Below are 25,280 nucleotides of genomic sequence, written 5' to 3' on the forward strand. Positions count from 1 at the left end.
TGGGGCTATCGGTAGACGGGAACATATCGATAACTACATTACATCACTAATGACTCTTATACTTCCAACGCTTCCTTCGCCATCTGAGCATAGTCTTCAACACCAGATACAATTGCAAACTCAGCAATTGAAACTGGGTATGCAGCAACTAATTCAATAATATGCTCTTTCATCTTAGGCCAGTAATATCCACCAGCTTCTTTATAAGCAAAAATCAGAGCTTCTAGCCCCTCTTCTCCAAAAGCCTTATAATGAAAAACAAAGTCATTTGATATATCCGTAACCTTTGCTTCGGTCCAGTCGATTAATCCAATTACATTAGCATCTTTATCAATCATAGTATGGCCAGCATGAATATCTCCATGAATCAATCCAGTTTTCATTGGCCACACTTCATCATCATTAATCCATGCCTGCCATCTGTTCCATAGGTTCTCACCAACACCAAACTTTGCTTTTACATCATCCATACGCTGCTTCATTGATATTCTTACCTCTTCTGGGGTTTGCACTACTAGTCCAAGCTCTGTAGCCTTATCACTAGGTATGCTATGAAGCTCTGCTAACACTCTACCAAGAGACTTGTGGAATGATTCTGGAATATTGTTAATATCTATTTCCCAAACATAATTTCCTATATTATGGTCTATAGTTCCTGCTGGCACACCAGATAACTTCTTGTAAGCGATTAGCTCATCCGTATAAATAATCCAATTTGGTGCCTGAAAAGATTTCGCATACTGATTAACCAAATCTAATGCTTGTTTTTCTACCTTTGTTCTAGGCATAACATCTTCCCGCCTCGGCAACCTTAGAACCCAGTCAATTCCACTTTCATCTTGTGCAAATACAACTTGAAAATCAAGCCCGGATTCATTAAACTGCATTGTTTCTTCCTTTAGAATAATATTATGTTTTTTAGTTATTTCCTTAATTTGTTTCATATCTTTACTCATTAAAATCACTCCTATCTAAAAACTTTTTTCAAATTTCAGTTATAAAACTCGATACACGCTTTGATATTGCATTAATAATCTTATCCCAATCATTATAGTGAAGCTCATGCCCAGCACCCTCTAAGGTAACCAATACAGCATTTGGTATAACTTCAGAAAGATAAACTCCATGCTCATAGGGTATAATAGGGTCTTCTGTTCCGTGAATTACAAGTGTAGGAACATTAATTTCGCTGGTTCTAGATAAATACAAACCCCAACCTCTAATAAATCCATGATTATCTATACTCTGCAAATTACTAGCTCTATTAAATTCCTCTTCATTCAGCCTTCTTATTTTCTCTTCATCAAATATATTTTTAGACCCGACAAGAACTTTACTTTTTTTAATAAAGCATTCTATCACTTCATCTTTGTCTTGCCAATTTTTAATTTTAAGCTCACCTAAGGCTTCTGTTACTTTACTATCCTTTTTAGGAAGATTAGAATCAAAATTTGATGTCATAATTAATGAAATGGTTAGAACTCTGTCTGGGTGTTTAAGAGCTATTATCTGCGTAATAATTCCACCCATAGACATACCAACTATGTGAGCCTTATCAACCTTATAGGCATCTAGTACCTCAATTGCATCATCAGCCAAATCCTCAAAAGTATACTCTGGATGACCATATGCGTAAGTAATTGATTTACCTGTATCTCTATTGTCATAACGTATAACATGAAACCCTTTATTGCTTAATCTCTTACAAAAGTCTTCTTCCCAATAGATCATTGATGCAGTAGCTCCCATAATTAACAAGATTGTTGGATTATTAATATCTCCAAAGCTCTCAGTACAGATATGAACATTATTAAAGTGAATTATTTTTTCCGTCATAAATATCACCACTTTCTTACTTTCATCTGAAATTATCATTACCTATACCCCATTAAGGTCGAGTAATTTGATTAGTAACCGCCTCGAATAATAACTCTCTAATTTTTTCATAATTATATTGCTGCAAATCTCCTTTTTGAGAGCCTATTAGTAATGCCGATCTTAAAACTCCAGCTATAACGCCTGGGTCTTCATCGATAACCTCCTTAGAGTTTTGACGCGACTTTATAAACTCCATAAGAGGAACAATACTTCTTAGATGCTCCGAACCAACATACTCTGGATTTAGTTTTCTTGAAACAAGTTTATACTCCTCAATGTCGTAAACCAGTCTTTGAGTTAAAATCTTTGTTTCTAGTTCTAAAGCCATCTCATTTAAATATATCTTTATAGCTGAACGTATATCATTAGCAGCCAAAACTTTTGGCCAAACCTGCTTTTCAATTTGTTCTCCCTCATGCGCTAACAATTCCATATATAGCATTTCTTTTGATTCGAAAAATATATAAAAAGAACTCTTTGCAATGCCGACTGATGAAGTAATATCCTCAAGAGATGTACTTTTAAAACCTTTATCTATAAAAAAAACGATAGGAAACTTTAAGCAATTCCTTTCGAATTTTTTCTTTTTCTAACTCTGTAAATTTAGCCATAACATAATGTACCTCCATATAAAAACATAAAAACAAAATATTCATTTGTTTTTATGTTAGCATGGAGGGATATAAAAATCAAGTAAATTTAGTTTTGTTTTAACACAAAGGTTATATTTCTATATCAATTTCGATTCCTGATTTGAATTCAACGGTGAGCTTATCTTCATATATCGTAACCTTTTCAATGAGACGCCTTACTAACTGCTCATTATATTCCTCCAACTCGTAGGATTGTTCATTCAAGAAATCAGTTATTTCAGCTATTCGTTGCCTTTTTCCTTCTCGCTCTGCATTTTCAACTAGTGCATTTTGCTTTAATTCTCGAAGGCGGTAAATTTCATCAGCCACATCTTCATAGTCATTCTTGGACTTTGCTTGTATAAGAAGCTGTTGTTGTAATTCTTCCAATTTGCCATCAATATCATCGGTGGCATTATCATTTTCTTCATTAAATACAGTAGCTATGTTTTTCTGCAAGGTTGAGAGGAAGGGTTCTTTGTTAGCCAAAAGCTCGTTAATAGCCTTGACCACTGCTGTCTGCAATGTTTCCTCGTTTATGGTAGGAGCAGTGCATTCAGAGCCTTTTTCCTCTAAACGACTGACACATCTCCAAACAATAGACTTGTAGCCTCTGTTATTCCAATGTACCCGTCGGTAAATATCGCCGCAGTGTCCGCAGTAAACAATACTCGATAAAGCATACTTGCTGCTATAGACTCGCTTTTTACCGCCTTTGCGGCCACGAAGATTTGCTCTTCGAACCATCTCTTCTTGAACTTGCATAAAAAGCTCCCTTGGAATAATCGGCTCATGGCTGTTTTCTACATAATACTGGGGAACGATGCCGTTATTCTTGACCCGCTTTTTAGAAAGGAAATCAACCGTATATGTCTTTTGTAGAAGGGCATCACCGATGTACTTTTCATTCTGCAATATCTTTTTTAGTGTTTCTGGTCTCCATTTGGCTTTGCCTGCCGCTGTAAGAATACCGTCTGCTTCTAGTCCTCTTGATATTTGTAAAAGACTAGCTCCTTCAAGGTACTCTCTATAAATCCGTTTAACAACCTCTGCACCCTCGGGGTCGATGACTAGTTGCTTGTTTTCATCCTTGGTGTATCCAAGGAAACGCTTATGGTTGACCTGGACTTCACCTTGTTGATATCGATACTGAATGCCCAGCTTAACGTTCTGACTTAAGGATTGGCTTTCCTGTTGGGCAAGGGAAGCCATAATAGTCAGCATAATTTCACCCTTGGAATCCATGGTGTTGATATTTTCTTTTTCAAAGAATACAGCGATGTTTTTATCTTTTAACTGACGGATGTATTTAAGGCAGTCTAACGTGTTTCTGGCAAATCGGCTGATGGATTTTGTAATGATCATGTCTATTTTTCCTGCCATACATTCCTCAATCATGCGGTTGAACTCTTCACGCTTTTTGGTATTTGTACCTGTGATACCATCATCCGCAAAAATCCCTGCCAATTCCCATTCCTTGTTTTTCTTAATATAGTTTGTATAATGTTCAATCTGAATTTCATAACTTGAAGCCTGCTCCTCACTATCCGTTGAAACACGACAGTAAGCAGCCACTCGTATTTTGGGTTTGCTCTCACTAGTTTTATTATTTCCGACTCGTTTAATTGCCGGAATCACTGTGACATTTCTACTCACTGCCACTTGTTACACCTCACTTTCTATCAAACTGTAAGCATATTCTGCCTGCTTATATGGATCGTCATATTTTTGTACCAGAGGTTTTGCTTTGAACTTTACAGGATAATCCGTTTTTGGTACATCTTTAGGCTCCCATATCCGTCCAAGTTTTTCTGCTCGCTTTTGTTTTTCTAACCTTGCTTTTTCAAATATCTCCTCATCAATAATTGGAGGATAGAATTCGTCTCCAAGGTATTGCTTGTTCTGTAGCATCCTACTTACTGTGGCATGGTAGCAATCTATCCCAGCTTTTATTGCAGCATTCTTCAAGGATAATCCTGACAAGTAACCTGAAAATAACTCTTTTACTTGTTCTGCTGCTTTATCATCTACAACAGCCTTTCCATCTTCAATTCTATATCCATAGGGTGTGTGACCCATCTAATTCACCAACCTTTCCTTCAATGTGATTCCACATTTTAATTCAAATCCGACTTTCTCTCGTGAAAAAACAATAATCTTCTCTACGTAATTTTCAAACAACTCATCCTCATAAGCTGTGAGCATTTTGGACTTAGTGGCAAACTTAAGCAGACGGTCAACCTCATCTACCTTTGCAATATTGCCATTGACGGAACGAGTAAGTTGATCCTTTTCGGCAAGAAACCTTTCTCTTTCTGCCTCCAGTGCATTCTTTTCTTTATTAAACAGAGCAGGTTCCAGATACCCTTTGGCCATTAAACCTGTCAGTACCTGGCTCTGCTCCATGTTGTTTACAATTTTAGTTTCCAACTCTTCGATTCTACGAAAACTTTTCGCATTATTCTTGCTGCGCAACTCATCCAAAAGTGGCCTTAATATGAACTTGTGACCAAAAATGAGTTTATTCATCATTGTGGCAAATGCAGTCTTTATATCTTCATCTCGAATGAACTGCATAGAACATTCCGTTATATTGCTTATATGCTTACTGCAGCACCAAGCAATGTATTTTCTTCTAGATGAATGAACCCGTCTTTTGAAAGTACTGCCACACTCCGAGCAGATAATTTTGCTAGAGAAAGCATATCGGTTTAAATATTTGCTGTTGCGCTTTTCGATGCCTTTTTCCTTTGCTCTCTGATTGAGAACGGCATCCACAGCTTCAAAATCTTCATGGCTGATAATTGCCTCATGATGGTTTTCTACTAGGTACATATTTTTCTCACCGTAATTGGTGTGCCTGTTAAAATGGCTGTCAGTATAAGTCTTTTGCAAAATAACATCGCCAGTATATTTTTCATTGGTCAGAATCCCTCGAATGGTAGTAGCCGTCCAACGGCCACCTCTTTTTGATGGGATACCTTTTTGATTAAGATCATTTGCAACTTTCTGTGTACCTTTGCCCGATAATACTTCTGCAAAAATATACTTCACAACTTCAGCCTGCTTGAGGTTTACTATCATCTGACCGTCAATGTTTTGATACCCATATGGTGGGTAGGAAATTTTAAAGGTTCCGTTTTGAAATCGTCTTTGAATGGCCCACTTCGTATTTTCAGAAATGGAAATTGACTCACTTTCTGCAAGCCCACTTAAAATGGAGAGCATCAATTCACTTTCCATTAAACCCGTATTGATGTTTTCCTTCTCAAAATAGATATGAACCCCAAGGTCTATCAGTTTTCGAACCATCTCCAAGCAGTCTGTAGTATTTCTCGCAAATCGGCTGATGGACTTTGTAATGATTAGGTCAATTCTCCCAGTTTCACAGTCTGATAACATTCTAAGTAGGTCAGAGCGGTTTTCCTTTTTCGTGCCGCTGATTCCCTCGTCATAATATAAGCCTGCATATTCCCATTCCGGATTCGCCTTTATGTAGGTCTCATAATGGGCCTTTTGTGCTTGCAAGCTGACTAGCTGTTCATTACTATCTGTTGAAACTCGGCAGTAGGCAACTACTCGCATTTTTGCCTTAATAAAAGAGTTGGCTAGATTCCCTTCTATTTTCGTTATCTTTTTCATCCTCTCACCTCCTTCTTGGTATGTCACATATTACCTCTGAAACCCTTATATATCAAGGATTTCAGGGCATTATCTCAGCTAAAAAAGGGGAGAAAGTTTGGCGGTTGAGTGCATCTATCTTGTTAAATTCCACTTCAGTTATTAAGCCTTTTTCGAGCATCTTTCTCAGCAACTTTTCTGCCTGGATATAATCAAACTCACGTTGTAACTGTTCCTGTGAAACTCTCTTAAGTGCGGTGGTGCTTTTGTCTATAACCTCATCCGAGATCTTCGTAACTTTTTTATTCTCGTGCTGATTCACTAGGAATCACCTCCTACCTAATAGCCGTGGGAACAGGTCGAAGTTGAGGATTTGTAGAATTTAATTAAATCAAGGCATAAAAAAAGAGCCTGCAAGGGAAGAACCCTCACAGGCTACTTAAATTTAATAGTTTAATATTTTATTTGAGAGGCTTGATGAAATTTAAGAAATACTGTTTTTTTACCTGCTCTATTTGATTAATCATACTTAATAAATGCATCCGTAAAGCCTGCTTTTTTAGCTTTGGCAAGCTGTGCCTCAGCATTTGCTTTAACAGAATAAGCACCGATCTGCACACGGTAATATTTCTTATTCACCGTGTCTGCTGGTTTATTTTCGGCACTTAATAGTTTCTTTACATCCGCTCGAAAGGTGTCCATACTCTTCCCATGCTTAGGAAACCAGTGCATCACGTCTGCATGATTACTGGCAATGCCTCGTTTATAACCTTCGCTATGACAAATGATATCTCTTTCACTAAACCCATAAAGTTTGCAAAGATATACACAAAGCTCCACAGCTTCCTTATAAACAGCAGAAAAATACGAGGCATCGGTCAAACCGTCCTCGCAAATTTCAAAACCAATATGGGAATTATTAGCAGCTCCTCCAGCATGCCAACCACGATGATTCCAAGGCAATGTTTGATAGGTGGCAATAGATCCATCTGCTAATTTACCAATAAAGGCATGGACGCAGACTTCACGCCCTCCAGGTTTGCTTTGATTCCAATGGTTGTTATACTGGTTCTTTCCTAGCAAGCCATCGTCTGGACCAACGTAGCGTTTTAGGTTTGGGTTGTTAGCCCCTGTTGAGTGAACCATTATACCCTTCGGTTTTATTGTTTTACCTGCCTTGTAGCAGGCATTGTTCGTAAGTATTAATTTACGTAGATTCATTTATAGTCCTCCTTGTCGCTTCTGTTGTGAAGCTGCTCTAATATATCCTTGAGTTTCTGTGGCACAGGCAGACCAACATGAACAGCATTTTCAAGTATGGATATGCCTTCATTTGAAAGATAAAAAAAGATGACCGCTGTTCGTATAACAGAGCCATCTCCAATAACGTTTTTATCAATAATGTGACCGATTGCTACCAGTGAAAAGATGAGTACTTTCTTGAATATGCCGCGAAAGCCTACCTCACTGGATAGCTTCTTATCAAGCACAGCACACATCAAACCTGTGATGTAATCAATCACAACAAAAGTAAGTAAAGCATATAAAAATCCGTCCCATCCTCCGAGAAAATATCCGAGCCAACCACCAACAACAGCAAATGTCACTTGAATCCAGTTCCAAATTTCCTTCATTATCTTAACCTCCTATCATTTTGATTACATAAAAAAACGCCAACCGAAATAGGCAAGCGTATACTTGTATAGTTTATTTTTCCTCTATATTTGTTTTGGCAAAGCTTCCCATAGCCGCATATCTTCCTGTCCCAATGACCAGATAGCAATACCCCGTAGGTCCCAACGATAAGCCGCTTCGTTTGACCAGTAGACCAGCGAATCCACATCTTGATAGTACAAAATTGAAAAGCCATCTGCATCACCGAGAAACAACCGAGATATCCAGACGTTTATGTCCTTTGGTATAACCTTCGCTGTATAATCTGCATTGCATGGTATCTGCAAGAGATTACTATGATAAAAGTCATAATCCATGGAAATATCCTCACTTCTGGTGGAGGCTTCCTCTACATCAGCTGTAAGAGTAAATACATGAAACTTACTATCCCAAGTTACACCATTCCTAGCAATTCTGCCATACTGCATAAGTGATCCGTCTGGCATGGTGACATCAAAGGCTTCGTAAGGTTCATAAGTCCATGCATCGCCTAAGCGGAGAAGTTCACATTTAATTTGCCCATCGGACTGAATACCACAATAGCCACCCGTACTTGAGATGTTTGCAGTAAAACGAAGTGTGTTGGAATTCCCAGAGTAGACACGCACCTTATTTCCACGTTTCCTCATTTCAATGAGATACATATTCGGATTGGTGCGAATGTCAGCATCTGAAGTCTTATAGTAACTTGCCGGATAACTACCAAGTAATGTAGAGCCTTGGTATAGCTCCACTTGTTGGGTGTCAATGTTGATACAGCAAAACACATTCCCACAAAATATCCCTGCTCTTCCGCTACCATTCATAGGAAAGGCAATTCTAGCACGGATATGCACATCACGAAAGCTATCGTATTTCCAAGCAAGCTGACCACTTCCTTCAAGCTGAGAATACGGACGATTGCCATTGTCTTCAGGATTTTGCCATACACTCCAACTCCCCGATAACGTCTGCCAGTAGCTTTCTGGCAGGATGACGGGATCTCTAAAGTCTTCATACCAAGCTAACGCTGAATCCGGCTTACGGCGCAAAACCTCTGTAGTAAGCTTAAACCCTTTGTCTGGAACAGCCATGTTACCATTTACGTCTTTAAAGCTTCGTGGAGATAAACTGAAGGTTGCCTCTCCAGCAGAAGGATGTTCACTAAAATTAGAACAAACCCGGAAACCATAAAATTGAGTACCAACTACACCACCTTCAATCGTAATGCTATGTGTTCCTGCTAGGAGATTTACATTAGTGGCAAGTTCTGCCCAATAAGTTTTCCTCCAGTATGGCCACCATAGACGATTCTCTGAGTAGCTAACCACTGTACCGTCAAGTGCAATTGTGATACCATTCTTATCCCAGAACGGAAAGCAAAGCTGTACAACTACATCATAAGTACCTGATTTGTCAATTGTAAAGTTGTACTCCGCTTTACCTTCACTTGACGAAAGAGTGATCATTCCATTACCAACCACAACACCATCTGTGTAGCTGTTCGGTTCACCATCTCGGTTAACATATATAGTTCCAAACTCCGACTTTTGTGTTTTCCCGTAACAAGTAAGATATTTTCGCCGATTATATGTTTCAGCAATAATAGGAGCTTCTCGTGATACTGCGTCCCAGCCTTCCATATAATCGTAGACATGTGGCAGCGCCCATGGTACTTTATCGTGATCATCCCAGTAGGCAATGATTGGGATAAATGGTTGTGGAGGCTGATCATTTGTAAAGTTATACACCCCAGTCATCCAGTTCTTAGCTGCATAGTAAGTGTTCGATGTACCGCGATAAGTCTTACCTAGGTTGGATGGATAGTCGTAAATCTGCCAATTCCAACCGTAACCAGGTAAACCCATATATACTTTTTGTGGTGACATAGCTGTAATAGCATAATTGTAGATACCTTCAAGCCAGCTCCTTGGTGATACTGGACCTGGAGCTGAACCTGCCCATGCCATGCCATAACTCATGATTGCTGCCGTATCACAATAATCGTTAAGGTCGGCATAAACACACCAATTTTCTCCACCAACTGATCCTTGCACACCCGTCATTCCAGGTAAGCAGATATTGACCAGTTTTGATGAATCATAGTTTTTAACAGTCGAGTATATATCAGCGAATAGAGCATTTGCGGCAGCACGGTTCTCAAATCCGCCACCGCGCTCTAAATCGATATCTACACCTGCACACCAAGGGTATTTGTTCATAATACGCACTATTTCTGAGAGGAATTTCGACTTTGCACCACCTTCGTTATTTCTCAGAGCCGTAAATATGCTCTCTGTCCCATGGTTCATAATGGTAAGTAACCATTTGATATGTGGCCACTTTGTACGATATGGAGTAAGGGAAGAAACGCTAGTACCTGTTTCCGTTATCGTGCCTGTGATGTCTACCTCAAAAGTGAAAATACCAACAGTATCTAAACGGTCACCGTAATCGTTCAAAGCCTGATACATCCGAGCATTGCCCATGAAGGACCATACCATACAGCGTTTACCCTTAATATAATCTTTCATGGACGCAGATCCCCTTTCAGCATTTCTTTGTATTCGAAATATACCCTAGCAGATTTTCTGTCTTGTAGCTTTACTTGGTGCTTACTGTCGGTAGCGGCTGTGTATTGAAAGAATCCATGTTTCGGCGTGGGATAGCCGTTTCTCAAACACTCTCTTGTTGAAGCCTTAAGTGCAAATTCATCACCTGGGTAAGCCTCTGAATCAAATTTTACCTTATGTGAACCCATCCCCTGTGAAAGCTGAATACTACCAGCTTCCATAGCTTGCAGGGGGTAGATATAACAATCTAGCCCGCTTGAAGTTTCTCCGAGGTTAAAAATAATGATTGTGTCTCCACTACGGACTACACCATTGTGGAAACGTACCGGATTAGGCGAATGCTTTAGGAACGTTTCCGTGTGTAGCGTGTATCCTGTCAGCTTGTCACCCTCCTGAAGTTGTAGGTCGGTGAAATAAATCGAACCCGTACAGTTGGTAATAAGGGGACGCACAGTAATACTAACTATACGCTTTTCTGATTTTACTTTTATGACTTCCGCGAAACGTATAAAATTGCTTTCCTGCATAGCCATCACCTACCCGTCGTTCGTCCACTTGATTTCGCATACATGACCGACCCAGCCAGTGGCTATAGAACCTGCCTGCAGCATAATGTCAGTGAAATATACTTCTCCCGTGCAGTTTGAAACTACCAACCGAATGGTGATAGAGTGAAGCGTTCCATACCCTTTAGGTGTTGCATCACGAGCAATTTGTTGAAATACAGCCAAATCAATCACCATCCTTTCTTAAAACAGGTCAATAAATCTCGTTTCAGTAGTTCCATCTTCAAACTCAAATACTACCTCGATACCCACTTGTCCATCTATACCTTTTTGGAGATTATCTGATCCTATTTGTGCTGATATGGTGTAGTTACGGCGGGATGCAGGATATACTGTTTGAGCCATACTTTTTGTAGAGGTTGCAGAACCTACCGCTTTAAATGAAGCTGTACCTGTCACACCTTTTTCAGTGTCCACCTCAAAACCTGAATTCTGCCAGTAAGCAAAGCCATCGTCTGCTCTACTATTACGCAGATGGTTAAACGGCACCATATCTTTGATTTCCTGCCCAATGAGGTTGCTTTGGTCGAGCTGATCAGCGAGAATGCTAGAAGACGTATCACCAAGTTCACGAAGTTTTGATGATAATTCAAGTACAGTTTTCCATGGCTCCTGAAGATTGTATTGTCTGCGAACAACCCTTGTTTTGATAGTAAGATTCAAATCTCTATCATCCACCGTCACAATGTCGCCAAGTGACCACCTTTCATGCTCATAACCTGTCAGCACAGACAAATCCATCGCTGATAGCACATAGGAAACACGGGGCTTTGAAAATTCTGCGAGTCGCATATTCGTAAACTCAAGCATTTGATAAGGATTTGTGAAATTCGAAAGATCGAGTGTTGAAACCCGCACCTCATTGCAATATTCATAGTTTTCTACATATTCATTGCCACTATTGATCGTGGCAAAGGTCATGCCATCTTTACCATGGGCATATAACCTTGTCACCAGAGAGCGGGTATCAACAACTCTCTTGATACCTGTAAGGTTTTTCTTATAGGCAAATAATGCACCACTATCTCTACCACTAAATGTAAGTAAATTTACAAGACGGTTTCGACTATCAAATACTAAGTCTCCACCGTGAATCTGTTGCGTCATTCTGAGTATGGCCAATGCATTCTTCTCTTGGCATTGCCATGTCCGTTTGGTAGTGACATCAACTACACCAAGAGACCATCCTGTGCCTTCCAACGCATAACTCATTGGAACAGAGGGTAAATCGGCATTAAACTCTCGCGGCTGTTTTTCATCTGAAAAGGTCAAATCATAAAATGCTGCTTCCGCATATACAGTGGTCAGAATCCCTGTTCCATCTGCTCCTTTTTCATCTGTCAGTGTCCTTATGCGATAAATGTCATGTGCAACCTGAACCTGTTTTTCATTATCTAAATATACACGTTTGTTATCATTCCATGGCAGTTTGAATTCCAAAGTATCTGCGCCATTAATCTCTCCCGTTACGATGATGTCATATGCATTTTCAAGTACTGCTTCCCATGCGCCATTCTCGTCCAGCACGACAGGCCTAGCAAAACCCAGTTTTTCATATGGAGCTTTCGGTATGTCGTGAAGTGTGATATCCAAAAGTCTCGGTGTAACCAAGGGATCAATAGTTGAAAGTGTAATCCTATAACGAATAAAGTTACGGTTTGGAGAAACCAGTTCACCGTTGGAACCCACCTCCTGCCACGCCGACCAATCCTGCAAATCGTCTGACGTAGCCGTCTCTATAGTAGAAATAGAAGTCACACCTGCAGTATATTCCGAGGTTACAGACACCCGACCACTACCTGCAAGAGAACATTCTGCAGCTATAGTCGTAAGCTGCCCACTTTCAGGATATCTGTTGTTAGTATCCTTGAGGAGTGTTACCACACCTGGCTCTGTTATAGCATCAACCGCACCACTGGTATCACCACCGTTGGCAAGCATTGACTGCTTGAAATGTCGTTCTAAACCCTCAATTGTAAGCTGTGAATTCACTTCAATGAACCAATCATCAAATCCACCTGCATAATAATACTGATTTGCATGCATTCCAATCACAATATCGGCTGTGCAAGATGGGTTTAATGTTCCCGTGAATGTCCGTTTGGGTGCAATCCAGACCGTTGCGTCTGCTCGGTTACAAAGAATAAACTGCGATGTCTTGGCATTCACTTCAATAATTGCTGCAATAAAGTACCACCCACCATTAACCATGTTAAAACTTGGTGTTTCACTCTGGTCGAGAATCAGTGAACCAGAAGAGTTATATAACATCATTCGAGGTCTGCCCTGGTACAGGGACAAGTATAGAATAGGTTGACCCGGACCTTGTCTTGTATTAAACAGCGGAATAAAGGTCTGTCCTACAGAGTAGGTAGTTGGGTTTATCCATCCACCTACTGCGATTTTATCGCCTAAATTGGAGAAAAATGTACCATCATTCTTTGCAATCAAGTAGGTTTTCTCTGATGTCGGATTAACAATATTCTGACGAAAAAATCGTCCATAACGACCGCTTGGGAGACTTGCCGATGTTCCAGACCATCCCGATATAGTGACGTGCCGACCGTGGCCACTCGCATCTACAAGTTTAACATCGGAGTCAGGTCCAGACTCATTGAATCGCCAAAGGGCAAGGGTATTCTCACTTACAGGAAACTCACCCGTAAAGTCAGTTTGTGATGTCAATATTGATTTAATTGCCATTTGCATCACCTCCATCGGCTTTTTGCTTGTATTTTAAGTTCCGTAAAATCCGCTCCTACAGGAGTAATCGTCACAGTATTGTTACCCTTACGAAGTACAGGGAAATTGAGTTCTTGCATAAGCGGTAGACCGTTACGGAGTGTTTCGCCGCTAGTATCAACGACCTTTGCTGTGACCTTTCCTGTATCAATGATTAATGTTTCACCATCATACAAAGGGCCAATAACACGAATTTCTTCATTGTTAGTCTGAATGGAAACATATGTGTTTGTTCCTGATGGAATTATTCCTTTTACCAAGTACACAGGCTCAGAGTCGGCATTCCCTTTAAGCCTTGTAACGGTACTTTCTCCCATGACCGATATGCTATAGGTTTCATCCGTTAAAGCGTAGGCATGAGGATCTGGGCAAACAAACTTCAAATCAAATGCACCGGCTGAAAGAATGAGTCTGTCACAGTCCACAGCTTCTGACAGACGAGCAGTAAAATAACGGTCAGGTACATCGTCTAAAACGAGTTGTTGCACCCCACGTTCAGGATTTAGCCATTCAGCAAGGCTATCCATAACAGATACCAGTTTAGAAAATTTATATTGTGGGTAGACATTGCAATGAACTGTGATTATTTTCTCTGCAATATCGCTGCCAAAGTCAGCTACACCGGGCTTGCCAGGTATCGTTACAAAGGAGTTTCGCAATGAGGGTGATGCTTGCCAGTATGTCAGCCTAGCCTTGATACTCATTGATTGCGATGATATGCCGTTAAATGTGAACCCCATTTTCATCCTCCTTCCTTAAGCGGGATTGAAGCGTCCTTGCGCCCTCGAGCCAGTTTCCATCAAGTTGTACAGTTCCTGTGAAATCCTGCGGATATCGTCCTCGGATCGAACTATCATCTGCTGTATGGTGATAAGCGAACCACCAAAGCCCCCAGTACCGACTGACCCATTGATAGAGCTACTAAGGTTTATACCTGGTGTGTCAAAGTCTGTGGGGATATCGTTTTGCATATCCTCACCAACCTGCGCCATCGTCTTCTCAAAGCCTTGCCCAAGCCCCTGTGCCATATTGTCACCAAGTCCTGCAAAAAGTGCAGAAGGTGAGCGGATGCCAAAGAAGTTTTTGATTTTATCCACCACACCACCGAAGAAGCCGGATATTTTCCCCCAGAGCCATGCACCCGCATCAGAGATTCCCTGCCATAGACCCTTGATGAGATTGCCACCAACTTGAGCCATCTGCCCAATTGAACCCGTAAAACCCTTAACTAAAGCTGTGATTATCTGTGGGACAGCTTTGACAACCTCTACGATAATAGTAGGTAGGTTTTTAATCAGTGATACTAAAAGTTGTATACCCGCCTGAATTATCTGCGGGATACTGCCAATAATTGCATTGACAAGCGAGGTAATAATCTTAGGTATCGCTGCCACCACAATAGTAATGATGATTGGTAAATTTTGAATTAAGGCAATCAACAGATTCACCCCGGCATCAATTATTTGGGGGATTGAGCCAAGTATCGCCGTAACTAAACCATCAATTATCTGTGGGATTGCAGCAACTATTGCTGCAATGATTTCCGGCAATGCTTCAACTAGTGACACCAAAAGCTGTATACCTGCATCGATAATCTGCGGAATGGCGCCAATGATAAAGTCAACTAAAGCGGTAATGATGGCGGGTAATGCGGCAATTAACTGCGGAATAGCGTCAATTAGACCTTGGGCAAGCCCCATAATAAGCTGAAAGGCTGCCTCCAGTATCATTGGCAAGTTGTCAGTTAATCCTTGTACAATCTGTGTAACTGCAAGAACCGTTGCTGGTATGAGTTGTGGTAAAGCCAAACCGATGCCTTCTACAAGTGCAGTGACCAGTTCCACTGCGGCATTAATCAGGAGTGGAAGATTATCGATCAATGCCCCAACAATCGTCATTACAGCTTCAACAGTAGCTGGAATAAGTTCTGGTAAAAGATTCAGAATTGCCTCCAGTACTTGAGAAAACAGTTCTGTTACAGTGCCAAGAAGCATAGGAAGCAAGTCGCCTACCGCTGATAATATCGCACCTGTTGCCGTAGGTAATGCAGTTACGATATTCTCTAAAACTGGGACAATATTAGCAACAACCGATTGGAATGCATCTACAAGATTCTGTGTCAAATTCGTCATATCTGCATCGGCATTGCCAAGTCCTGCTGTAAACGAGCCGAGTGCGGCTTGGAGTAGACCCAGCGAACCTGTGACGGTTTCTGTTGATTCACGGGCAAAGTTGCCTGCATACTGCTCTGTGTTCTCAAAGAACATCTGCATGGCTACTTCAGCTTTTTCCGCTTGTGTTGCGGTGTTCCAAGTGAAATCCAGCCCTTTTGCAAGTGCGTAGGCTTCGATATTGGTAGCGTTCATAGCAACACCCAGGTTATCCATCATATCAAAGTTACCCTTTGCCGCACCTGTGACCGCCTCCAGTGCAGAGGACATATCGATACCCATAACAGATGCCATATCCGCCGCTCGTTGCATAGCCTTTTCAGTTAGCTCAAGACTTCTCTGTTGCTGTATACCAGAGCCTTGAAACAATGCACCCATTTTGTTTGCCGTAGCAAGATACTCACTTTGGGAAACACCTAGATTTTTGTAAGCCTCTTCACCAGTTTTTTGAATGGATGTGGCATATTGACCAAATACCGCCTCAGAGCCACCGAGATTCTGTTCTAACTCCCCGAACTGAGTAACTACCTCTTTCCCTAGCTTTATAGCAGCAGCTCCTGCTGCAACAGCAACTGTACCCATCGCCACACCAATGCCTTTAAGGACACCGCCTAGCTTCTCAAACTTGCTACCGGCTTCATCTGCACTATTACCTGTATCCTCAAGTTCCTCTCCAAGATCATCTGCTTCATCAGCAGTCTCTTCTAGCTCTCGTTCCATATCGTTAAGTTGAGCTTTTGCATTATTCAGCTGAATAGCCCAATTTTGTGTACGTCTATCGTTCTCGCCAAAACTCTCAGAAGCATTTTTTAGAGCGGCTTCCAGCGTAGAGATTTTATCCTTTTGTGCCTCAATGGCCTTGTTCAAAACTTCATTTCGAGCGGTTATCGCCTGAACACTTTTATCATTTCTATCAAATTCCGAGGACACGAGTTTCATCTCACTACCTAGAACCTTAAAGGACTGATTGATATCACGAAGGGCGTTCTTAAACTCTTTTTCTCCCTCAATGCCAATCTTTAAGCCAAAATTATCAGCCATATGTAAACGCCTCCTTTCTAATTCAATCCTTCGGGGATTATGTCCTCAATGAAGAGTTCTCGCTTCCGGTTAGCAAGTCCCAAGAACTGGCGATGACAATCCCACAAGTCCATGAGAAGCCCTAATGGTGTGAGCCATGTTTCTTCCTCAGTACGGTTAAGATGCACTGTTCCGTAATAAAGAAGCCGAGTAAACAATTCATCATCGCTTACTCGGCCTCGGTGTTTTTTGAGTTGTCTTCACTTTCAATATTTCTCTTTGTTCCTTTGAACATAGCTTCTGTAATGGCACTTTTATAAGTTGCAAGTTCTAGTGGTGAGGTGAGCAGTTCCACCTCATCCTCGGTCAACACATCCTTTGGAGCTTCTTTATTTTTCAGATTGTGAATGAGAATGGATTGGTTTGCTAAGAGAGTAATAAGCCATATTATCTCATCCAAAGCCATCTCAAAGTTTTCGGATTTCAGCAATTTCTCTCCCAGATTTTCCAAACCACCATAGCGGCGGGCGATTTCTTTTGTAGCTTTGGTCGTGAGGATAAGCTCATGTTGCTGTCCGCCAATATTAATCATTGCACTTCTTTCGTTATCCATCCTTATTCACCTCCGCCAGAAACAGCAAAAACAGGTTCATAGACTTCCGTATACCAACCACTGATAGTAGCTGGTAAAACTCCTTCATCATCTTCATTGACCTCCGCTTTCCACGGATGATTACCATTTCCGTCTAATTTATTTCTGCGCGATACAGTTCCCTCAATGGTTGGTGTAGAAAAAGTGATAGAATCTCCCTTTGTAGCCAGGTTGGTTGAAGGAACACCAAACTTTACCCTGTATAGCCAGAAGTAGCGGTAATGTCCATTTGCCTTTTTCGCTCGAAAACCGATAGCAACAGGGCTTCCTCCATCCTCACTAGCTGAAATAAGTACACCATTATCATCCGTAGTTGCTCCTGTGAGACTCTCAGCAGCTTTACGTCCAATGTCATCCACACCAAGAGATAGTGTTCCGTTTTTGAATTCTTTTATAATCTCTGCCGCTCCGTCATCAGCGTAAAGGGTAGCTTCCGCAAGCTCAATGGATAGCTCTGCGGAGATGGCCTTTGCCAGCATAACGGGCGTACCATAGGTTTCGTCTCCGTTTTCGTCCTCTGTAATGGGAGCATAATAGAGACGGTCAAGTCCTATCGTTGCCATAATCAAACCTCCTGTAATTCATATTCTTTTGCCACATCAATGGCATAATGATGGTAGTCCGTATCATCCTCATGTCCAATATAACGACGATCCGTCACGGTAAAGTCTGCATCTAGGAACGCACGAACAAGCTGATTCTTTCGTATTTGATAGTTGTTTTTACTAAATAACGATAGCCGTGCTTCCTGTATCTCAAACTGTGGACGATTGTCTGCGTGAATATCAAAGGTATCAGAAAGAGGTGTGATAACAACATACTCATCAGGGGCTTTGTCCTTGAACACACCAGTTTCCACAAGAATACCTAGACCATCCACAATTCTATTTAGTTCCAATAATATACTCATAGACTGTTAATCTCCTCCTCCAGTTTGGCAATCATTGCCTCCACACACTGCTTTCTTGATTTAGATTTTGCGGGTTTTAGAAATGGCCTTGCAGGCTGCCCATGTTTACCATATTCAATGATATTAGCAATTTTGGCATTACTACCACCATCGCTTCTCGGTTCTGAAAACCCAACCTTGACATTATAATTACCTTTACGGTCTTGTTTTGCTGAAGTAACACCAAGGGAGGATACAAGTTCTCCCGTGGATTTGGACGGGTATTTTGTTCCCTTTCCAACAACAGAGCGTAGATTATCTTTGACTTTAGCAAGCACAACTTCGCCACCAACTTCTAGTACCTTTGGGATAATCACATCAGTTTGCTCAGCCAATTTAGATACCTTAAGAAGAAATTCCTCAGGCATTCTTACATCCACTTTAGCCATTCGATGCCACCACCTTTTTTGCTAAAACCTCAATATACATTCCTCGGCCTTTTACATCTTCTACACCGGTAATTTCATACCGCCCATCACTATCTACAATGACCATTTTTGCTGTCACATGGATACTAGGGATCCTTCGAAAACAAAAAAGAGCGGTGGCTTCAGAAAATACCGCCCTGTTTGCCCATTTCTCATTACCATGTCGTTCTTCCTTATACGCACGAACCGAGGCAATAATAGTGTCACTGATTGTACCAAATCCCTCGCTATCCTTATCGTTTTCAACGGCAACTATATCGATAAAGGTATTCATTTTCCCATAACTCATAGGCTACACCTTCCATTCACGATCTAACCGAAGTAGTAGGTTCACCGTGTTCCAAACCTGCTGCCCCGCCTGTACGCTATCGGCGAAGAAACCAGCCGTCGAGCCATCTCTGCTTTCGTAGAAATGACTCGACAGCATGATAACGGCCTGTTCAGTAGTTGGGGGCATGGTATTCTCAGAATAAAATTCCTGGGGCAGGTGTTGATAGCTTTCAGCATATGAGATAGCAGCGGTGATGTACATTTTAAGAAGTTCATCATCAAGGTCATGCTTAAGAATTAGATTTTCTTTGACCTTTTCAAGTATTGTCATCACTCCACCATCCTTCCATTAAGGAGCGTCCGCAATCATAATCCCCGCGACTTTTAGTTTGGTGAGCAGATTATTAAAGTCTGTCACCAAAGTTTCTACACTATCAGCGGTACTATCTGCCTGATTTTCAAGAACAGGAAGCCCCGTAATCAAGGCCCCCTCTTTAATTTCTAAAACACCACCGATAACAGTTTTTTCTCCGCCTTGTTCGGTATAATTCTTCGTATTATAACTCATAATGCACCTCCGTTACGCTTTCTGTTGAAGTACCTTAACAGCCTCCGGTAAGATAAGCTTTCCATCAACACGCTGAGTAGCAATAAAGCCCACCTGTCCCGTAACAGCATAGAGTTCATTTAGTCGTTTGAATACTCGTCCTTGACGATCTGCCACCCAGTAATAACTAAAATCACCGAATACCACAGTCTTTGCACCTGCTTTTGCAGTAGGTACATATGATGAGGTATACAGCGGGCGGTTAAGAATCGTATCAGGTGTTCCCGCTTGGATGGAAGGTTGCCATAGGTATTGCCCATTACCGTCTTTCAATTTACGAATAGCCTTTATAGTGGCATCGTTCATTACGAATACTGCCTTATTACGATACGGTGCTTTTAAGCTGTAGAATAAATCTAAAACCTCATCCAAAGTGATGGCAGTGGCACTTGCCGCAGTAACACCCACTTGACCGCCGCCAGTAGCATTTAAAATCCCTGTTGGCTTACCTGTGCCATCACCTACAAAGAAGGCTTCCTCTTCCTTGTTACCAATGCGACGGGCGAATTCTCTTGTGATGTAGCTTTCGAGATTAAATACGGAATCATTTAGCAATTCCTCAGAGACTTTAATCATCGTTGCTAGTTTATAAGCACCGATGGATACTTGACCGAAGCTGTCATCACTTTCGGGAATGGCTCCTTCTTCATCGATCCAGCTTGCAGTGCCTTTGCTTGCAACAACAGGAATCTTGCGGTCACCAGAAGATGTCGTGATTACATTGGCCAACCTACGGAAGATATTTTCTTCCTCTAGGGCTTCTACAAGCGTACGCTCAAACTCATCTGGCACGAGGAATCCGCCTTCGGAATCAGTGCCAATCTTTAAAGCGTTCCTTACTTCATAGCTGACATTATCACGCATCGCATTCCAGAAAGCTTTTTTGTATTCAGCACTTGCACGACCAGTCTTTTCCTCTCCAGTTCTAGTAGGTTCGTTCGTAATTGGGTTACTGGTTGCTTTTGACAGTTCTAAGTCGATAGATGCTTGGCGTTCCAAACGTTCGATTTCCTTACCAAGTGCCACCACATCGGCTTCCATTTTTTCATAGGTTGTCGTGTCCTCAGCGGATAACAGTCCATCACCGCCACGTTTTGAATCAAGGAATGCCTTTGCTGCGTCCCATGCTTTAGCGCGCTTCTCACGCAATTCAAGAATTTTACTCATCGTTATTTCCTCCTTTAAATTAGTTCAAAATTAAAGAAAGCCGCTTATCCAGCGACTCAATGGGTGTACCTGTTTTCTGTTTTGGTTGTTTTGGCAGTTTGTTGATAAGCGAGTTAGTAACCGCCATCCTGCTAAAAATAAGACTATCCTTCAAATCTAGTGTTTCACTTTCCATAAACATGATTTTATCTGCAAAACCAAGTTCAATAGCCTTATTTGCATTCATCCATGATTCTGCATCCATCAGATGGGAGAGTTTTGTTCGGGAAAGACCCGTTTTTAACTCATAGGCATTAATAATACTTTCCTTGACCTCATCTAATAGGGCCTTTGCTCGAAGCATTTCCTCACTGTCACCGATCGCAATCGTTGATGGGTTATGAATCATTAGCATGGAAACCGGGGACATATATACATCTCCACCCGCCATTGCAATAACGGAAGCTGCACTTGCCGCAAGTCCATCAATCTTTACAGTGACTTTTCCGGTATACTCCATGAGCATGTTATAAATCTGAGCTGCTGCGAACACATCACCACCAGGGGAATTAATCCACACCGTAATATTGCCGGTGCCTGCCAGCAATTCATCTTTAAAAATCTTAGGTGTGACTTCATCGCCCCACCACGTTTCTTCAGATATCACTCCATTTAAATAGAGGGTACGCTCTTCATCAGAATCACGCACCCAGTTCCAGAACTTCCTCATTTACTGACCTCCTTTGGTTTTGGCAAACGCACCTGCGTCAGCCAGTTTTGTCATATTTCCGTTAACTAGATATAAGTCGCCACCTTCCTCAGCTGGTATGCGGTTCATATCCTCCAGTTCACGGATATCGTTGGCTGACATCCAGCCATTTTGTCGACCTGTAGCGTAGCCATTCATACGACTTTGGTAATCACCACGAAGCAGTCCATCCAAATTGAACTTAATAAATAGTGAAGTTTTCTCAGAAGGCAAAATAAGCGATTGCTGGAGACTTTGCTCCCATCGAACCACCCACGGATCGAGGGTGTATTTTACAAATTCCAACGATTGCTGCTCAATATTGGAGAAACTAGACTTTTCAAGATCACCCACCATATGGGGCGGCACTCGGAAAATCCTCGCAATCTCATTAATTTGGAATTTCCGTGTTTCAAGAAATTGTGCCTGTTCCGGTGGGATACCAATGGCTTGAAACTTCATGCCCTCTTCCAATACAGCAATTTTGTGAGCATTGCCTGTGCCTTGGTAGGCACTATTCCAGCTATCCTTGACCCTCTGTATATCTTTGATTACTCCTGGGTGTTCCAGCACACCTCCGGGATTTGCGCCATTGGCAAAGAATGCCGCACCGTACTCTTCAGTAGCAAGTGACATGCCGATTGCATTTTTCGCCATGGCGATAGGGCTATAACCAATGAGTCCATCAAAACCTAAGCCAGGAATGTGAAGAACCTCATCTTTACGGAGTGTGACATAGCCGCCTTTTGGATTTAGGCCACTTTCGTCCGTATCACGGTAATAGGTATAGACCAGCTCACCATTTGTTGCTCGACTAACTTGCATCTTGTTGGGGAGTAGGGGATAAAGCGCCACTGCCTGCCCACGACCGTTTCTGACCACCTGTGCAAAGGCATTTCCCCAAAGCAAAAGATGACTCATCAGTGTTTCTCGAAACACGAATGAAGTCATCTCTGGATTTGGTTCATCATGAAGAAGGTAATACAGCGGGTGAAAAGGAATCTTTTCTTTACCTCCATCTGAACGATATCTATATACATGAAGTGGCAGTCCTGCAATCGCTTCAGCTAGTATCCTTACGCAGGCATACACTGCTGTTGCTTGCATTGCAGTACGCTCGTTCACTGTTTTGCCAGATGACGTACCACCAAACAGGAAGGAAAATGCACTACCCACACGGTTTTGCGGTTTGTCCCTTGACCGAAACAGTCCTCTTATTAGATTCATAGGCGTCACCTCCGAATATAAACTTTGTGTTAACCATTAAGGTTTAAAAGACAATCAAACCTCTCTCGTCATACACTGAATCTCCGCTATTACCTGAGCCGCAACGGATAGCACGATCAAGTGCCATGATGGTCGCTACCGCACCATCTATCTTTTCTGTACTTTTTTCCTTATCCGGTTTCACGTTACCTGCTGGGTCAGTTTTTATAAAGATGTTGTCCATCATCCAACGAAGCACTGGATGCCCACCGTGCGCTATTCTTTCTTCTAATGTCAATTTCATTAGTTCTTTGGTTGGCGGTGACATATCTTTAAAGCCTTGACCGAATGGAACGACAGTAAAGCCTGCTCCTTCAAGGTTCTGAACCATTTGAACTGCTCCCCAACGGTCAAATGCAATTTCTCGAATGTTATACTTTTCGCCAAGTTCTTCAATAAACCGCTCAATGTAGCCGTAATGCACTACATTGCCTTCTGTGGTTAGAATATATCCCTGTTTCTCCCAAAGATCGTATTGTACATGGTCTCTTCGGACTCGGATGTCAATGTTGTCCTCTGGCATCCAAAAATACGGAAGAACAATGTATTTATCTGTTTCATCCTCCGGTGGGAAAACTAATACAAAGGCTGTAATATCTGTTGTAGAAGATAAGTCAAGACCTCCATAACAGACCCGTCCTTCGAGACTTTCTGGTATAACTGGAAATGCACAGGCATCCCACTTTGCCATTGGCATCCATCGGACAGATTGTTTAACCCACTGATTTAAGCGCAATTGCCGGAAGCTGTTCTCCTCAGCTGGGTTCTGCTTTGCACTTTCACAAGCAGCTCTTACCTTGTCAATTCCAACTGTAATTCCCAAGCTTGGATTTGCTTTTTTCCACACTTTTGGGTCTGTCCAATCATCCTCTTCTTTAGCTCCGTAGATTACAGGGTAAAACGTGGGATCGTATTTTCTGCCCTCAATAATATCAACCGCTTTCTGGTGTGTTTCGTAGCATATACTTTGGGTATCCGTCCCAGCAGTGGTGATAAGAAAATAGAGTGGTTGAGTTCTAGCATCCCCAGATCCTTTCGTCATAACGTCAAATAACTTCCGGTTTGGCTGAGTATGAAGTTCATCAAAAACAACACCATGTATATTGAAGCCGTGTTTAGAGTAGGCTTCAGCCGACAATACCTGATAGAAGCTGTTGGTCGGCAGGTACACCAATCGCTTAGTTGAAGCCAGCAACTTTACACGTTTATTTAGTGCTGGACACATGCGCACCATATCGGCTGCTACTTCAAATACAATTGATGCCTGCTGGCGGTCGGCGGCACAACCGTATACCTCCGCCCGTTCTTCACCATCACCGCAAGTGAGAAGAAGTGCAATTGCTGCGGCAAGCTCGCTTTTTCCCATCTTTTTAGGTATTTCTACATAAGCAGTGTTAAACTGCCGATATCCATCTGTCTTTAAAATCCCGAATAAATCACGGATGATTTGCTCCTGCCAATCGATAAGTTCAAAAGGCTTACCTGCCCATAAACCTTTCGTATGGGAGAGTGCTTCGATAAAAGCCACAGCGTAATCAGCAGCATCCTTATCGTAATATGACCCATCAGCTATAAAGGCGGTCGGCTTATATTTCTTCAGTTTCCGCATAAACACCGCCCCTTTTATGAAAAAGGACAAAAGAAAAGAGCCTCAATCCTATAGATGAAGCCCTTCTCCTTATCCTGTTTAATTTTATTTACTTATTTCCATCCACTTCCCCTGTCATTATGAAATGAGCATATTCCGCTTTATGGTCTATTAAATAGACTACCAATTCATAAAACCCTCGTTCATTTGCTTCATACTGGACTCGGTTCACATCAAACATATTTGTGACTCCACTTTTACGGATGGAAAGGATTTGTTCCTTAATTATCTCATTCATTGATTGCCTCCTCCGATTCAGCTGAATCGGTTGTCGCTTTGCGCAGGATATCCACATCGAAGCCCGCACTCTTATAACCTTCTAAAATGGTACTGTAATAATAACAGCTCGGTTGTCCAAGCGGTCTTCCGTCATTCATAATGTAGACCATCGCCTTGACGGTTTTGCCGTTCAATTTCACTTTTACGGTTTCCTTGCGATAAAGGAAAGGCCATCCTTCGTAGCGGTCAAGTGCTGCCTCATCAGCCGGTGTGATTTCCCACACCAACACGGGTACACTGTCTCCCTTAAAAGGCTCAATGGTTGCCACAGCGCCCGCGTGTGCCCCTCTAAATAACAAGCGGTGATTATCGATTTGGCTTGTTTCTACCACCTTCGCTGTGGGGCATCTGTTGGACATCTGCTCCAGGTTGAGGTTGGAGCCATAGGCAAGATATAATTTACTATTCATTGTCATCCTCCTTCTTAGCTT

General features: G+C 41.8%; 27 protein-coding genes and 1 pseudogene. All 28 read right to left on the reverse strand.

Annotated features, from left to right (window positions below; translation table 11 throughout):
* Positions 1-56: 56 nt before the first annotated feature.
* Positions 57-956 carry an Mph(B) family macrolide 2'-phosphotransferase gene (locus tag CM240_RS06740; RefSeq protein WP_044037638.1) on the reverse strand — a complete coding sequence of 300 codons (900 nt, stop codon included), beginning with the start codon at positions 954-956 and terminating at the stop codon, positions 57-59.
* Positions 957-984: 28 nt separating this feature from the next.
* Positions 985-1,875: an alpha/beta fold macrolide esterase gene (gene mle / locus CM240_RS06745; RefSeq protein ID WP_211101838.1), complete on the reverse strand. Its 891-nt coding sequence runs from the start codon at positions 1,873-1,875 to the stop codon at positions 985-987.
* 13 nt (positions 1,876-1,888) lie between these two features.
* Entirely contained in the window at positions 1,889-2,311 is a 423-nt protein-coding gene (locus tag CM240_RS06750; RefSeq protein ID WP_229059762.1) for a hypothetical protein, read from the reverse strand.
* Between the two features lie 48 nt (positions 2,312-2,359).
* Positions 2,360-2,428, reverse strand: a pseudogene (locus tag CM240_RS18215) (TetR/AcrR family transcriptional regulator); the annotation flags it as partial.
* A gap of 172 nt (positions 2,429-2,600) precedes the next feature.
* Positions 2,601-4,172 carry a recombinase family protein gene (locus CM240_RS06755; protein WP_044037640.1) on the reverse strand — a complete coding sequence of 524 codons (1,572 nt, stop codon included), beginning with the start codon at positions 4,170-4,172 and terminating at the stop codon, positions 2,601-2,603.
* A 3-nt stretch (positions 4,173-4,175) separates the two neighbouring features.
* Positions 4,176-4,589 (reverse strand): recombinase family protein, encoded by a 414-nt coding sequence (locus CM240_RS06760; protein WP_044037642.1) that lies wholly within the window; start codon positions 4,587-4,589, stop codon positions 4,176-4,178.
* Entirely contained in the window at positions 4,590-6,152 is a 1,563-nt protein-coding gene (locus CM240_RS06765; protein WP_044037644.1) for a recombinase family protein, read from the reverse strand.
* Positions 6,153-6,213: 61 nt separating this feature from the next.
* Complete coding sequence (locus CM240_RS06770; protein WP_084485389.1) at positions 6,214-6,453, reverse strand: SHOCT domain-containing protein; 240 nt, start codon at positions 6,451-6,453, stop codon at positions 6,214-6,216.
* Positions 6,454-6,650: 197 nt separating this feature from the next.
* On the reverse strand, positions 6,651-7,352 hold the full coding sequence (locus CM240_RS06775; RefSeq protein ID WP_044037646.1) for an N-acetylmuramoyl-L-alanine amidase: 702 nt from the start codon (positions 7,350-7,352) through the stop codon (positions 6,651-6,653).
* A complete protein-coding gene (locus CM240_RS06780; protein ID WP_044037648.1) occupies positions 7,349-7,765 on the reverse strand; it encodes a phage holin family protein in 417 nt (138 codons plus the stop codon). Before CM240_RS06780 ends, CM240_RS06775 begins: the two co-directional genes overlap by 4 nt.
* A gap of 84 nt (positions 7,766-7,849) precedes the next feature.
* Positions 7,850-10,318, reverse strand: a complete 2,469-nt coding sequence (locus CM240_RS06785) for a glycosyl hydrolase family 18 protein (protein WP_044037650.1) — start codon at positions 10,316-10,318, stop codon at positions 7,850-7,852.
* Positions 10,315-10,884 carry a hypothetical protein gene (locus CM240_RS06790; protein ID WP_044037652.1) on the reverse strand — a complete coding sequence of 190 codons (570 nt, stop codon included), beginning with the start codon at positions 10,882-10,884 and terminating at the stop codon, positions 10,315-10,317. The genes CM240_RS06785 and CM240_RS06790 overlap by 4 nt, the downstream gene beginning before the upstream one ends.
* 222 nt (positions 10,885-11,106) lie before the next feature.
* Positions 11,107-13,626: a phage tail spike protein gene (locus CM240_RS06800; RefSeq protein ID WP_044037656.1), complete on the reverse strand. Its 2,520-nt coding sequence runs from the start codon at positions 13,624-13,626 to the stop codon at positions 11,107-11,109.
* Between the two features lie 5 nt (positions 13,627-13,631).
* Entirely contained in the window at positions 13,632-14,405 is a 774-nt protein-coding gene (locus tag CM240_RS06805; protein ID WP_044037658.1) for a distal tail protein Dit, read from the reverse strand.
* 15 nt (positions 14,406-14,420) lie between these two features.
* Entirely contained in the window at positions 14,421-16,877 is a 2,457-nt protein-coding gene (locus tag CM240_RS06810) for a phage tail protein (RefSeq protein ID WP_044037660.1), read from the reverse strand.
* A gap of 208 nt (positions 16,878-17,085) precedes the next feature.
* A complete protein-coding gene (locus CM240_RS06815) occupies positions 17,086-17,469 on the reverse strand; it encodes a hypothetical protein (RefSeq protein WP_044037662.1) in 384 nt (127 codons plus the stop codon).
* Between the two features lie 2 nt (positions 17,470-17,471).
* On the reverse strand, positions 17,472-18,071 hold the full coding sequence (locus tag CM240_RS06820; RefSeq protein WP_044037664.1) for a major tail protein: 600 nt from the start codon (positions 18,069-18,071) through the stop codon (positions 17,472-17,474).
* Positions 18,072-18,073: 2 nt separating this feature from the next.
* Positions 18,074-18,418 (reverse strand): hypothetical protein, encoded by a 345-nt coding sequence (locus CM240_RS06825; protein WP_044037666.1) that lies wholly within the window; start codon positions 18,416-18,418, stop codon positions 18,074-18,076.
* Positions 18,415-18,846, reverse strand: a complete 432-nt coding sequence (locus CM240_RS06830; protein ID WP_044037668.1) for an HK97-gp10 family putative phage morphogenesis protein — start codon at positions 18,844-18,846, stop codon at positions 18,415-18,417. The genes CM240_RS06825 and CM240_RS06830 overlap by 4 nt, the downstream gene beginning before the upstream one ends.
* Positions 18,839-19,174, reverse strand: a complete 336-nt coding sequence (locus tag CM240_RS06835; RefSeq protein WP_044037671.1) for a head-tail adaptor protein — start codon at positions 19,172-19,174, stop codon at positions 18,839-18,841. The genes CM240_RS06830 and CM240_RS06835 overlap by 8 nt, the downstream gene beginning before the upstream one ends.
* Positions 19,175-19,177: 3 nt before the next feature.
* Complete coding sequence (locus tag CM240_RS06840) at positions 19,178-19,486, reverse strand: head-tail connector protein (RefSeq protein WP_044037674.1); 309 nt, start codon at positions 19,484-19,486, stop codon at positions 19,178-19,180.
* Positions 19,487-19,504: 18 nt separating this feature from the next.
* Positions 19,505-19,723, reverse strand: coding sequence for a head fiber protein (locus CM240_RS06845; protein ID WP_044037676.1), 219 nt, complete (start codon positions 19,721-19,723; stop codon positions 19,505-19,507).
* Positions 19,724-19,735: 12 nt separating this feature from the next.
* Positions 19,736-20,929, reverse strand: a complete 1,194-nt coding sequence (locus CM240_RS06850; protein WP_044037678.1) for a phage major capsid protein — start codon at positions 20,927-20,929, stop codon at positions 19,736-19,738.
* A 19-nt stretch (positions 20,930-20,948) separates the two neighbouring features.
* Entirely contained in the window at positions 20,949-21,638 is a 690-nt protein-coding gene (locus tag CM240_RS06855) for a head maturation protease, ClpP-related (protein WP_044037680.1), read from the reverse strand.
* Complete coding sequence (locus CM240_RS06860; protein WP_044037682.1) at positions 21,639-22,883, reverse strand: phage portal protein; 1,245 nt, start codon at positions 22,881-22,883, stop codon at positions 21,639-21,641. It lies immediately after the preceding gene.
* Positions 22,884-22,926: 43 nt separating this feature from the next.
* Positions 22,927-24,531 carry a terminase large subunit gene (locus tag CM240_RS06865; RefSeq protein WP_044037684.1) on the reverse strand — a complete coding sequence of 535 codons (1,605 nt, stop codon included), beginning with the start codon at positions 24,529-24,531 and terminating at the stop codon, positions 22,927-22,929.
* Between the two features lie 88 nt (positions 24,532-24,619).
* A complete protein-coding gene (locus CM240_RS06870) occupies positions 24,620-24,808 on the reverse strand; it encodes a DUF5049 domain-containing protein (RefSeq protein ID WP_044037686.1) in 189 nt (62 codons plus the stop codon).
* Positions 24,801-25,259, reverse strand: coding sequence for a gamma-glutamylcyclotransferase family protein (locus CM240_RS06875; protein WP_044037687.1), 459 nt, complete (start codon positions 25,257-25,259; stop codon positions 24,801-24,803). The genes CM240_RS06870 and CM240_RS06875 overlap by 8 nt, the downstream gene beginning before the upstream one ends.
* Positions 25,260-25,280: the final 21 nt, after the last annotated feature.

Source organism: Clostridium bornimense (assembly GCF_000577895.1).
GTDB lineage: Bacteria > Bacillota > Clostridia > Clostridiales > Clostridiaceae > Clostridium_AN > Clostridium_AN bornimense.

Excerpts from the sequence above, each read along its gene's own strand:
- CM240_RS06790 (WP_044037652.1), bottom strand. The coding sequence starts at position 10,884 with ATGCAGGAAAGCAATTTTATACGTTTCGCGGAAGTCATAAAAGTAAAA.
- CM240_RS06870 (WP_044037686.1), bottom strand. The coding sequence starts at position 24,808 with ATGAATGAGATAATTAAGGAACAAATCCTTTCCATCCGTAAAAGTGGA.
- CM240_RS06785 (WP_044037650.1), bottom strand. The coding sequence starts at position 10,318 with ATGAAAGATTATATTAAGGGTAAACGCTGTATGGTATGGTCCTTCATG.
- CM240_RS06780 (WP_044037648.1), bottom strand. The coding sequence starts at position 7,765 with ATGAAGGAAATTTGGAACTGGATTCAAGTGACATTTGCTGTTGTTGGT.
- CM240_RS06835 (WP_044037671.1), bottom strand. The coding sequence starts at position 19,174 with ATGAGTTATGGGAAAATGAATACCTTTATCGATATAGTTGCCGTTGAA.
- CM240_RS06845 (WP_044037676.1), bottom strand. The coding sequence starts at position 19,723 with ATGAGTTATAATACGAAGAATTATACCGAACAAGGCGGAGAAAAAACT.
- CM240_RS06815 (WP_044037662.1), bottom strand. The coding sequence starts at position 17,469 with ATGGATAACGAAAGAAGTGCAATGATTAATATTGGCGGACAGCAACAT.
- mle (WP_211101838.1), bottom strand. The coding sequence starts at position 1,875 with ATGATAATTTCAGATGAAAGTAAGAAAGTGGTGATATTTATGACGGAA.
- CM240_RS06810 (WP_044037660.1), bottom strand. The coding sequence starts at position 16,877 with ATGGCTGATAATTTTGGCTTAAAGATTGGCATTGAGGGAGAAAAAGAG.
- CM240_RS06805 (WP_044037658.1), bottom strand. The coding sequence starts at position 14,405 with ATGGGGTTCACATTTAACGGCATATCATCGCAATCAATGAGTATCAAG.
- CM240_RS06765 (WP_044037644.1), bottom strand. The coding sequence starts at position 6,152 with ATGAAAAAGATAACGAAAATAGAAGGGAATCTAGCCAACTCTTTTATT.
- CM240_RS06750 (WP_229059762.1), bottom strand. The coding sequence starts at position 2,311 with ATGGAATTGTTAGCGCATGAGGGAGAACAAATTGAAAAGCAGGTTTGG.
- CM240_RS06825 (WP_044037666.1), bottom strand. The coding sequence starts at position 18,418 with ATGAGTATATTATTGGAACTAAATAGAATTGTGGATGGTCTAGGTATT.
- CM240_RS06800 (WP_044037656.1), bottom strand. The coding sequence starts at position 13,626 with ATGGCAATTAAATCAATATTGACATCACAAACTGACTTTACGGGTGAG.
- CM240_RS06820 (WP_044037664.1), bottom strand. The coding sequence starts at position 18,071 with ATGGCAACGATAGGACTTGACCGTCTCTATTATGCTCCCATTACAGAG.
- CM240_RS06850 (WP_044037678.1), bottom strand. The coding sequence starts at position 20,929 with ATGAGTAAAATTCTTGAATTGCGTGAGAAGCGCGCTAAAGCATGGGAC.
- CM240_RS06875 (WP_044037687.1), bottom strand. The coding sequence starts at position 25,259 with ATGAATAGTAAATTATATCTTGCCTATGGCTCCAACCTCAACCTGGAG.
- CM240_RS06760 (WP_044037642.1), bottom strand. The coding sequence starts at position 4,589 with ATGGGTCACACACCCTATGGATATAGAATTGAAGATGGAAAGGCTGTT.
- CM240_RS06865 (WP_044037684.1), bottom strand. The coding sequence starts at position 24,531 with ATGCGGAAACTGAAGAAATATAAGCCGACCGCCTTTATAGCTGATGGG.
- CM240_RS06830 (WP_044037668.1), bottom strand. The coding sequence starts at position 18,846 with ATGGCTAAAGTGGATGTAAGAATGCCTGAGGAATTTCTTCTTAAGGTA.
- CM240_RS06860 (WP_044037682.1), bottom strand. The coding sequence starts at position 22,883 with ATGAATCTAATAAGAGGACTGTTTCGGTCAAGGGACAAACCGCAAAAC.
- CM240_RS06775 (WP_044037646.1), bottom strand. The coding sequence starts at position 7,352 with ATGAATCTACGTAAATTAATACTTACGAACAATGCCTGCTACAAGGCA.
- CM240_RS06840 (WP_044037674.1), bottom strand. The coding sequence starts at position 19,486 with ATGACAATACTTGAAAAGGTCAAAGAAAATCTAATTCTTAAGCATGAC.
- CM240_RS06740 (WP_044037638.1), bottom strand. The coding sequence starts at position 956 with ATGAGTAAAGATATGAAACAAATTAAGGAAATAACTAAAAAACATAAT.
- CM240_RS06855 (WP_044037680.1), bottom strand. The coding sequence starts at position 21,638 with ATGAGGAAGTTCTGGAACTGGGTGCGTGATTCTGATGAAGAGCGTACC.